Source organism: Stenotrophomonas sp. GD04145 (genome assembly GCF_029835135.1).
Classification (GTDB): domain Bacteria; phylum Pseudomonadota; class Gammaproteobacteria; order Xanthomonadales; family Xanthomonadaceae; genus Stenotrophomonas; species Stenotrophomonas maltophilia_P.
Map to the genome: position 1 here is coordinate 158,487 of NZ_JAODZG010000006.1, position 10,358 is coordinate 168,844.

Genomic DNA, 10,358 nt, shown 5'->3' on the forward strand with positions numbered 1-10,358 from the left:
GGTCGATCAGCCGCCGTAGCTGCCGCTGGTGCTGCGACGCGCGCTGGTGTTGCCGAAGCCACCCCGGCTGGCGGTAACGGCACGGTTCGGCTCGCTGGTGACCGGTGCCAGGCCAGCCTTGCCGGCGCCGATGCCGCTGGCGGTGTTCAGGCCCCCCGTACCGCCCGGGGCCGAACGCGCCCAACCCGCATTCTTGTCCTGGTAGGCCGGTGCCGACGCCGGCGCCTGCGGGGCCAGGCCACCGCGGTTGCTCAGCATCTGGGACATGAAGAAGCCCATCATCATCGGGCCGATGAACGAGGTACCTGCCGACGTGTGCTGCTGCACGCACTGCTCGGGCTTGTAGTCCTGCTCGCAGGCTTCCTTGGTGGCGTACTTCGGCGCAGCGTCGGCGGCCTGCTTCTGCGCCTCGGCGAACGCGTTGCGGCACGACGACGGATCACCGGTGGCCTCGGTGCAGGCCTCGACCGAAGTGAACAGGCCTTCCTGCACCTTCACCTCCGGCTCCTTCTGGCAGGCGGTGAACAGCAGCGGTGCGGCGCTCATCAGCAGCAGCGCGGTGGTGCGGGAACGTTTCATGGCCTCATGCCTCAAGCAGCGGATCAATACCCTAATGATGCCCGATCCGGGCCAACAACCGGAATCGGCAAAGTCCGAAAGATGAACGGCGTTTCATTTTCGTCAGGCCCGATCCGCCATCGCCGCATCGCCCGGCGGCGCCGCGCAGACGAGCGGTGGTTGCAGCAGCAACCGAAAAAATTGGCGATGATCGTCCGACACCCCATGTCGTACGGCCCGCCCGTTCCGCCAGCCATGCCCGAATACCGCTCCCGCACCTCCACCGCCGGCCGCAACATGGCCGGCGCCCGCGCCCTGTGGCGTGCCACCGGCATGAAGGACGGCGATTTCCACAAGCCGATCATCGCCATCGCCAACTCGTTCACCCAGTTCGTACCGGGCCACGTGCACCTGAAGGACCTCGGCCAGCTGGTCGCGCGCGAGATCGAGAAGGTCGGCGGCGTCGCCAAGGAGTTCAACACGATCGCCGTGGACGACGGTATCGCGATGGGCCACGACGGCATGCTGTATTCACTGCCCAGCCGCGAGATCATCGCCGACGCGGTCGAATACATGGTCAACGCGCACTGCGCCGATGCGCTGGTGTGCATTTCCAACTGCGACAAGATCACCCCTGGCATGCTGATGGCCGCACTGCGCCTGAACATCCCGGTGGTGTTCGTGTCCGGCGGGCCGATGGAAGCGGGCAAGACCCGGCTGTCCGAGCACAAGCTGGATCTGGTCGATGCGATGGTCATCGCCGCCGACGAGAGCGCCAGCGATGAAAAGGTGGCCGAGTTCGAGCGCAGCGCCTGCCCCACCTGCGGCTCCTGTTCGGGCATGTTCACCGCCAACTCGATGAACTGCCTGACCGAAGCGCTGGGCCTGTCGCTGCCGGGCAACGGCTCCACCCTGGCCACCCATGCCGACCGCGAACAGCTGTTCCTGCGCGCGGGCCGCCTGATCGTCGAACTGTGCCACCGCTGGTACGGCGGCGAGGAAGAAAGCGCGCTGCCGCGGGGCATCGCCACGCAGGCCGCGTTCGCCAATGCGATGACCCTGGACATCGCCATGGGCGGATCGACCAATACCATCCTGCACCTGCTGGCCGCCGCGCAGGAAGCCGAAGTGGACTTCGACCTGACCCACATCGATGCGCTGTCACGGCGCGTGCCGCAGCTGTGCAAGGTGGCGCCGAACACGCCCAGGTACCACATGGAAGACGTGCACCGCGCGGGTGGCGTGTACGGCATCCTGGGTGAACTGGCGCGCGGCGGCCTGTTGGATACCACCGTGCCGACCGTGCACAGCCGCACCCTGGCCGATGCTCTCGAGCGCTGGGATGTGGCGGTCAGCAGCGAATCAAGCGTGCACGACTTCTTCCGTGCCGGCCCGGCCGGCATCCCCACCCAGGTGGCTTTCAGCCAGGCCACGCGCTGGCCCACGCTGGACGTGGACCGCGCCGAAGGCTGCATCCGCAGCGTCGCGCATGCCTACTCGGCAGAAGGCGGACTGGCCGTGCTGCGCGGCAATCTGGCCGAAGACGGTTGCGTGGTGAAGACCGCAGGCGTGGATGAATCCATCCACGTGTTCGAAGGCAGCGCGCGCGTGTTCGAGAGCCAGGACGCGGCCGTGGCCGGCATCCTCGCCGACGAAGTGAAGGCGGGCGACGTGGTGGTCATCCGCTACGAAGGCCCGAAAGGCGGCCCCGGCATGCAGGAAATGCTCTACCCCACCAGCTACCTGAAATCGAAGGGACTGGGCAAGCAGTGCGCGCTGCTGACCGACGGGCGCTTCTCGGGCGGTACGTCCGGGTTGTCGATCGGGCATGCCTCGCCGGAAGCGGCGGCGGGCGGTGCGATCGGGCTGGTACGCGACGGCGACCGCATCCGCATTGATATTCCGGCGCGGCGGATTGATCTGCTGGTGGATGCGGCGACGTTGGATGCGCGCCGTGCCGAGCAGGATGCGTTGGGATGGAAGCCGCGTGAGGCGCGCCCGCGCAAGGTCACCAGCGCGTTGAAGGCCTACGCCCTGCTGGCCACCAGCGCCGACAAGGGCGCCGTACGCAACACCGCGCTGCTGGGCGATTAGGCGCCGCCGGACCGTACCCGGCGGCGTTCCGATCTTATCGGTCATGGCACCTGACACAGGCCGCGCTTTGCGCTCGCCGGGCATGGCCCGGCGCTACCTTCCGATCGTCAGCCGATCACGCGCTTGAACGGCGGCAGCGCGTCGATGATGCGCTTGCCGTAACGGCGGGTCAGCAGCCGCGAATCGAGGATGACCACGCGCCCGGTATCGGTGGAGGTGCGGATCAGGCGGCCGGCGAACTGGGTCAGCGTGCGCAGCGCGTGTGGAATGGCGATCAGGTTGAACGCGTTGAGTCCACGCGCCTCGAACCACTCGCTCAGGGTAGCGGTCTGCGGATCGGTCGGCACCGCGAACGGTACCTGGGTGATCACCACCGTGGTGCAGGCTTCACCGGGCAGGTCGAGGCCCTCGCCGAACGAGTTCAGCCCGAACAGCACCGAGCCCTCGCCCGCCGCCACGCGCCGCAGGTGTTCGTCGATCAGCCGGGTCTTGGACATCTCGCCCTGTACCAGCACCTGCTTGCGGCGCGCGGCAGGCATCAGTCCGGCCACCTTCTCCATCTTCCAGCGCGAGGTGAACAGCACCATCGAGCCCTTGGCCCAGTCCAGCTCCGTGTCGAGGTAGCGCGCCACCTCGCGGGGATGGCCTTCGCGGTCATCGGGCGTGACCGGGAACTTCGGCACGATCAGCTCGGCCTGGTTCGGCAGGTCGAACGGCGAGGACAGCGAAACCATCTCGGCTTCCTCGGGAATGCCATTGTCGATCGCAAGCGACTGGAAATCGCCACCGCCGGTCAGCGTCGCCGAGGTCATCACCACCGAATCCACCTCGTCCCACAGCAGCTTGCGCAGCACATGCGCTGCCGAGACCGGTGAGCCATGCAGGACCAGATCGCCGTCGCGGGTGGCGGTGACCCAGCGCGCCATCGGCGGCGCACCGTCCTTGTCCTCGCGGCGCCAGGCCTGCCAGAGGTTGTACTGCTGCTCGATCATCTCCAGCGCCATGCCGAGGTTGCGCTGCACGCGCTCACGCGCCGGGTCGTCCGGCTTGCCCTTGGCCACCTGCGCGGTGGCGGCATGCGCCCAGTTGTAGAGGCTGCGGGTATCGTCGGCCAGCGCTTCGATCGGCTCGCGCCACGCTTCCGGCAAGCGACCGTTGGCTGCGCGCCACATCGGTTCCTCGTCGGCCGGCGCTGGCATCCACACCGCTTCGACATGGTCGCGGAATGCGCGCAGCTGCTTGGCCACGTTGCTGGCGACGTCGATGGCTTCGTTCGGCAGCAGGTTGCCGAGGCGGTCCTTGTCGACCGCACGGTACGCGCCGGCAATCAGGATCTGCAGGCGGCCGGTGCGTTTGGCCATCTCGTCCAGCGCCAGGCTGGCCGCGCCCTGGTCGATGGCGACGTTGCCGATGTGATGGCCCTCGTCCAGCACCAGCAGCATCTCCGAGGGCGCGGCGATCAACGGCTGGCCATTGTCACTGTCGCCGATCGACAGCGCCGACAGCAGCAGCGCGTGATTGGTCACCACGATCTGCGCATCACGCACGGTGTTGCGCGAGCGCAGCACCGCGCACTGCGCCGAATACGCACAGCGCCGCCCGGCGCAGCCCGAGGCTGGCGTGGTGATGCGGCTGCGCAGGCCGGGGCTGATGGTCTCCGGTGCGTTGTCAATGTCGCCATCCCAACTGCCACTGGTGAAGGCGTCGGTCAGGCGCTTGGCGATATCCATTTCGATCGGCGCCAGCGGCCGGTCGAACAGGGGCGCGTCATCCTCGAACATGCCGCCCTGCGAGCCCTCGCCCTGGGCCTCGGCGGCATTGCGCGTGCACAGGTAGCGGGTGCGGCCCTTGGCCAGGGCCACGGTCGCTTCCAGTCCGGTGGCCTTGAGGAAGTTCGGGATGTCGCGCTCGACCAGCTGCGACTGCAGCGCCACGGTACCGGTACTGATCACCAGCTTCTTCTTGCTGGCCAGCGCGATCGGCACGCCGGCAGTCAGGTAGCCCAGGCTCTTGCCGACGCCGGTGGGCGCCTCGACCACGCCCACGCCACCGCTTTTCGACAACGCGCGCGACACCACGCCGATCATCTGGCTCTGCGAGCGGCGCGTGGAGAAGCCGGGAGTGTTGGCCTGCAGCGTCGTATAAGCCTTGCGGATCGCGTCCTTCAAGGGCTCATCGAGCGTGCGCGGAGCGGCGACGGTTTCGGTCACGCCGGGAACTACCGTGGCTGGATCAGGCCGGTCATTGTCGCATGGCCGGCGGCCGGGACCGAGGCGCGTGCGCTGAACAGGGTCAGCGGCGTCGGGCCTTGGCGGTCATGGGCTGGATGGCGGTACAGCGCCGGGCCATGCCCGGCACGACCTTACCGGCCTGCCACAGGCGGCCGCTGACGCAGCAGGCGCACCAGCGCCCAGACCAGCAGCACCATGCCGATCGCTTCCACCATCGCCAGAGCGAAATGCAGCACGCCCAGGATGGCGCTCATGCTCGAAACCGCGCTGAAGTCACCGCTGCTGACCATCCACATCGGCAGGATGCCCGCTGCCATGCTGCCGAGGCTGGCCAGCAGCAACAGCAGCAGCCCGGCCAGCGCGCCGCTGCGGGTGGCATCGCGCGGCGCGCCCACCACCCACACCAGGCCCACGCACAGCGCGATCAGCACCGGCAGGCGCACGCCCACCATGCTCAGCACCGTCACCAGCAGGGTCATGTTGTCCATCGCTCAGTCCTCGCCGGCCAGCGCCAGGGCGCCCTGCCGCAGCTGCTGGTAGACCTCGTCGGTCTGCGGGCGCACACCGTGCCACTGCAGGAAGCTCTCGGCGGCCTGCTCGACCAGCATGCCCAGGCCATCGACGGTATTGCGGCACTGCGCCGCGCGCGCCCAGGCCAGGAACGCGATGGCCGCCTCGCCGTAGTTCAGGTCGACTGCGGTGGTCATCGAATTGACCAGCGACAGCGGCAGCTTGAACTCCACGTCGCGGTCACGGCCGGCAGAGGTGGCGTTGACGATCAGCTCGAAGTCACCCAGCTCGCGCAGGTCTTCCCAGTAGCGGCTGATGGCGCGGCCCGGCTCACCCATCGCATCGATCAGTTCATCGGCGCGTTCCGGCGTACGGTTGACCACCACCAGCTCGGTGATGCCGGCATCGAGCAGCGCCGGGGCGACGCTGCGGGCCGAGCCGCCGGCGCCGATCATCAGCACCCGGCGGCCGCGCAGGTCCAGGCCATGGCGGTCGGTCAGGTCGCGCACCAGGCCGATGCCGTCGGTGGTGTCACCATGCCAGCGCTCGCCCTTGCGCAGCAGCGTGTTGACCGAACCGGCGCGGCGCGCACGGGCCGTCAGCGTGGTGCAGACCGCAAACGCGGCTTCCTTGTGCGGCAGGGTGACGTTGGCACCGACACCACCTTCGGCGGCGAATGCTTCCAGGCCGGCGAGGAAGGCGTCGGGGGCAAGGTCGATCGTGCGGTAGTCAATGGCGATGCCTTCCTGGCGACCGAACGTCGCGTGGATCTGCGGCGACTTCGAGTGGGCGACGGGGTGTCCGAAGACGGCGTAACGGTCGGTCATGGATTCCTCAAGCTGGCTAGACTGATGCTCTTTCGTGTACGGACCCGGATGATGCGCATCACCCCGACCCTGCTGGTGCTTGCCGCCAGTCTACTCTCTGCCCCCGTGGCGATGGCGTTGAACGAGTACGGCATCGAAGGCATGGGCGTGGTCTCGACCCGTGCCGACGAGGCTCGCGGCACGATCAGTGCCGACGGCCAGCGCATCGTTTTCGCCCGCCGCGGCGAGGGCGGCTGGGGCCTGTGGCAGGCCCGCCTGATCGATGGCCGCTGGCAGCAGGCACAGGCGCTGGCGGTCGATGTCAGCGGTGAGGCCCGGGATCCCTACTTCAGCCGCGATGGCCGCTGGCTGCTGTTCGCGGCGGGCACCGAAGGCCAGCTGGCGCTGTACCGTGCCGCCGTGACCCGCGATGGCCAGCTTGGCAACGCACAGGCCCTGCGCGGCGAGCGTGGGCGGTACGAAGAGCGCGGTCCAGCGCTGAGCATGGATGGCCGGCGGCTGCTGTTCGCGCGCCAGCAGGGCCGTGGCGCCGGTTGGGATCTGTTCGTGGCCACCCTGGATGCCGAGGGCGCGCGGGGCCCGGCCACCGCGTTGGCGGCATTGAACAGCGCCGATGACGAGACTGACGCTGACTGGCTGGGCAACGATGGCGCCGTGGTGTTCAGTCGTGGCAGCGGCACGAGCGCGCAGGTATGGAGCAGCGGGTGCGCCTGGAGCGGCGTGGCGCTGCAGCCGCTGGGGCTGTCCTTCAACCAGGCAGGCGGCTGGACCGGTGCGCCGGTGATCGACAACGCCAAGCCGGGGGAAATGCTGGTCGCCAGCAGTGCGGCGAAGGCGCCGCGTGCCGGGGGCGTGGATCTCTACCGGTTGGCGGTACCGAAAGTGCCTGCCGTGGCCGGGTGCATGCGGTAGATCCCGGCCCGGGCACCGCAATCAGCGCGACAGCACCTTGGCGCGCTGCTGTTCGTAGTCCGCCTCGCTCAGCTGGCCCCTGTCCTTGCGCTGGTTGAGCGCGGCCAGTTCGGCCTGCACGCTGTCCGGCAGGGACTGTTCGCGGGCGACCCGACGGGCGGCGGAGAGCTGCTCGGGAGGGCGTTTGCCGGCCCGCCAGGCTGCGATGAACACGCCGACGATGACGGCACCGAACACCAGCGTGCCGACGCCCCAGATCAGCCATTGCATCCATCCCAGTTCGGGTCCCATCAGCCGTTCCTCCCTCCATCGATGCCGCTATTGTCAGCGCTCGCGCAGCCAGCGCGCCACCTGTGGCGCGAAATAGGTCAGCACGCCATCGGCGCCGGCGCGCTTGAAACCAAGCAGCGACTCCATCACGCAGGCGCGCTCGTCCAGCCAGCCATTGGCGAACGCCGCTTTCATCATCGCGTACTCGCCACTGACCTGGTAGGCGAAGGTGGGCACGCCGAACTGTTCCTTCACGCGACGCACCAGATCCAGATACGGCATGCCCGGCTTGACCATCACCATGTCGGCGCCCTCTTCCAGATCCAGCGCGATCTCGCGCATCGCCTCGTCGCCGTTGGCCGGGTCCATCTGGTAGGTCTTCTTGTCCGCCTTGCCGAGGCTGGCCGCGCTGCCCACCGCGTCGCGGAACGGGCCGTAGAAGGCCGAGGCGTACTTGGCCGAGTAGGCCATGATGCGCACATTGAGGTGATGGTCGGCATCGAGCGCACGGCGGATCGCGCCGATGCGGCCATCCATCATGTCCGACGGCGAGACGATGTCCGCGCCGGCTTCGGCATGCGACAACGACTGCTTGACCAGCGCTTCGACCGTGATGTCGTTTAGCACGTAGCCCTTGTCATCGATGATGCCGTCCTGGCCGTGGGTGGTGTAGGGGTCCAGCGCCACATCGGTCATCACGCCCAGCTCCGGGAAGCGCGACTTCAGGGCGCGGATCGCGCGCTGCGCCAGCCCGTCTTCCGCCCATGCCGCCGAGGCATCCAGCGACTTCTGCGAGGCGTCGATCACCGGGAACAGATCGATCACCGGGATGCCCAGCTCCAGCGCCTCTTCGGCCACTTTCAGCAGTTCCTCGATGGACAACCGCTCCACACCGGGCATCGACGGCACAGCGGTGCGACCGGCCGGTTCGTGCACGAACACCGGATAGATCAGATCGTCGGTGGTCAGCGTGTTCTCGCGCATGAGGCGGCGTGAGAACTCGTCATGGCGCATGCGCCGCGGGCGGTAGTGGGGATGAGGCATGGCAGGCTCCGAGGAGTGGCTAGTGCAACAGGTAGCCCTGCGGCAGCAGGGGTTCGGGCAGGGGGCGTTCACCGAGCGCGTCGAGCTGGTCGATCTCGATCGTGCGCACCAGCGCGTCCAGCGGCAGATCGTTCGGCTCCAGGCCGAACGGATCTTCCATTTCTTCGCCAAGCTGGTCCAGGCCGAAGAAGGCGTAGGCCAGCACCGCCGACAGCACCGGCGTGCCCCAGCCCAGCGAACTGGCCAGGCCGAACGGCAGCAGCACACAGAACATCCACGCGCAGCGGTGCAGCAGCAGGGTGTAGGCGAACGGCAGCGGCGTGGTCAGGATCCGCTCGCAGCCTGCCTGGATCGAGGACATCGCATGCAGGCGGTCTTCCAGCTGGGCGTACAGAATCGGATCGAGATCGCCGCTGCGCAGCGCCTGCGCCAGTTCGGCGGCGATCATCGCCAGCAATGCATCGGGCACGTTCTCGCGCTCGGCCAGCTGCGCACGCTGACGCTTGTCCAGCCACGGCAAGGCCGCCAGCGCCACGATGCGGCCGCGCAAGCGGGCGGCCAGCGCATGGGCGAAGGCGGTGGCCAGATAGGCGATGCGACGGCGGCGGCCTGCGTCATCCACCAGCAGCAGGTTCACCTGCCGGGCCAGTGAGCGCGATTCGAACACCAGCTGCCCCCACAGCTTGCGGCCTTCCCACCAGCGCTCGTAGCAGGCGCTGTTGCGGAAGCTCAGGAAGATCGACAGGACCAGGCCCAGCAGGGTGAACGGCGTGACCGAGACGCGCTCGATGCCGATCGGCGGCGCCAGTTCCACCACCGCGGCGACGGCGATGGACAGGATCAGGATGGCCAGCACCTTCGGTGCGATCGCCGGAACGATCGATCCGCGCAGGATGTACAGCAGTTGCCAGCCGTGGGGACGAGGTCGGATGATCATGGGGCAGCCGCGCCGGGCGCGGATTCACAGGCACGCGCAGGCTCGCGCAGCCGTTCATTGTACGCCCCTGCCCGGCTGCGGGCCGCAGCCCTGCGACGCCCGGTCGCACCCGGCCGCAGGTTCAGATCACGCCACCGCCCAGGCCCAGGCGCAGGATGCCCACCACCACCACGATGCCGTTCAGGACCAGGCCGGCCCAGGCCCGGCCGCGCTTGCTCGGGTGGGTGAACAGGATGCCCAGCGCGGCGATCACCGCGCCGACCGCAGCGAACGGAATGAGAAACCAGTTGCCCCAGCCCAGCAGCGGTATCAGCGCCAGGATCATCCACAGCAGCGCCAGTACACCCCACAACAGACTGATCACACCCATCGCCGCTCTCCCGCAGTTGGTTCCCGGTCCCAACCATAGACGTTCCGGCCGCCGTCGCCTACTCCCGTTGGCGGGCCGCTCACCTCGGCCGTGCTAGCGTCTGGATGCCCGGCGCACAGGGCGTTGGCGCCGATTCAGAGTGGCCCACCGATGATCCCATCCAGTCCTGCAGGGGTATTGCCATGAACATCCGTTGGGCCGCACTGGCGGCCATGCTGCTGGCCGCCGCCGGTTGTGCCAGCACCTCCAAGGTCATGCTGGGCCGCGCGCGGGCGCCGATCGACCCGGCGCAGGTGCAGATCTATTCAACGCCGCCGGCCGGCTCGCAGGAGATCGCCCAGCTGGAATCCGCCTCTGCGGTGGGCTTCGGCACCCAGGGCCAGACCGACGCCGCCGTGGCGCGGCTGAAGCGCGAAGCCGCAGCACTGGGCGCCAACGGCGTGGTGCTGATGGGCGTGGGCAGCAGCGGCTCGCCGGTGGGCATGTCCGTGGGCGCCGGCAGCTATGGTTCGCATGTGGGCGGCGGTCTCGGCATTGGCATTCCGACCACGCAGAAGCGCGCCGCAGGCGTGGCGATCTGGGTGCCGAACCCGGCGCCGCCGGCA

11 protein-coding genes are annotated in these 10,358 nt (G+C 68.5%); 3 read left to right on the top strand and 8 right to left on the bottom strand.

All coding sequences use genetic code 11. The features are described from left to right. Positions 1–6 precede the first annotated feature (6 nt). A complete protein-coding gene (locus N7367_RS05680) occupies positions 7–579 on the bottom strand; it encodes a DUF1190 domain-containing protein (RefSeq protein WP_053517972.1) in 573 nt (190 codons plus the stop codon). A 234-nt stretch (positions 580–813) separates the two neighbouring features. On the opposite strand from N7367_RS05680, the gene ilvD reads away from it, so the two are divergent. Next, on the top strand, positions 814–2,652 hold the full coding sequence (gene ilvD, locus N7367_RS05685) for a dihydroxy-acid dehydratase (protein ID WP_128988405.1): 1,839 nt from the start codon (positions 814–816) through the stop codon (positions 2,650–2,652). A gap of 107 nt (positions 2,653–2,759) precedes the next feature. Here ilvD and dinG read toward each other — a convergent pair whose 3' ends face one another. From dinG to aroE, 3 genes are all read right to left on the bottom strand, one after another. Continuing rightward, a complete protein-coding gene (dinG, locus tag N7367_RS05690) occupies positions 2,760–4,862 on the bottom strand; it encodes an ATP-dependent DNA helicase DinG (protein WP_279941926.1) in 2,103 nt (700 codons plus the stop codon). Between the two features lie 152 nt (positions 4,863–5,014). Then, positions 5,015–5,371: a hypothetical protein gene (locus N7367_RS05695; RefSeq protein ID WP_053517969.1), complete on the bottom strand. Its 357-nt coding sequence runs from the start codon at positions 5,369–5,371 to the stop codon at positions 5,015–5,017. Between the two features lie 3 nt (positions 5,372–5,374). Further along, entirely contained in the window at positions 5,375–6,220 is an 846-nt protein-coding gene (gene aroE, locus N7367_RS05700; RefSeq protein WP_065174307.1) for a shikimate dehydrogenase, read from the bottom strand. Between the two features lie 48 nt (positions 6,221–6,268). Here aroE and N7367_RS05705 point away from each other — a divergent pair, with 48 nt between their 5' ends. After that, positions 6,269–7,132, top strand: coding sequence for a hypothetical protein (locus N7367_RS05705; RefSeq protein ID WP_279941931.1), 864 nt, complete (start codon positions 6,269–6,271; stop codon positions 7,130–7,132). A gap of 21 nt (positions 7,133–7,153) precedes the next feature. Here the strand turns inward: N7367_RS05705 and N7367_RS05710 are convergent, their stop codons facing one another. From N7367_RS05710 to N7367_RS05725, 4 genes are all read right to left on the bottom strand, one after another. After that, a complete protein-coding gene (locus N7367_RS05710) occupies positions 7,154–7,423 on the bottom strand; it encodes an SHOCT domain-containing protein (protein ID WP_111187207.1) in 270 nt (89 codons plus the stop codon). Positions 7,424–7,456: 33 nt separating this feature from the next. Further along, positions 7,457–8,446 carry a porphobilinogen synthase gene (gene hemB / locus N7367_RS05715; protein ID WP_053517964.1) on the bottom strand — a complete coding sequence of 330 codons (990 nt, stop codon included), beginning with the start codon at positions 8,444–8,446 and terminating at the stop codon, positions 7,457–7,459. 19 nt (positions 8,447–8,465) lie between these two features. Then, positions 8,466–9,383: a bestrophin family ion channel gene (locus tag N7367_RS05720; RefSeq protein WP_053517963.1), complete on the bottom strand. Its 918-nt coding sequence runs from the start codon at positions 9,381–9,383 to the stop codon at positions 8,466–8,468. Between the two features lie 121 nt (positions 9,384–9,504). Then, positions 9,505–9,753, bottom strand: coding sequence for a hypothetical protein (locus N7367_RS05725; protein ID WP_006475755.1), 249 nt, complete (start codon positions 9,751–9,753; stop codon positions 9,505–9,507). A 182-nt stretch (positions 9,754–9,935) separates the two neighbouring features. Between N7367_RS05725 and N7367_RS05730 the strand changes: the two genes are divergently transcribed. Next, the coding region (locus N7367_RS05730) for a hypothetical protein (RefSeq protein ID WP_279941928.1) at positions 9,936–10,358 on the top strand (423 nt) is incomplete at its 3' end.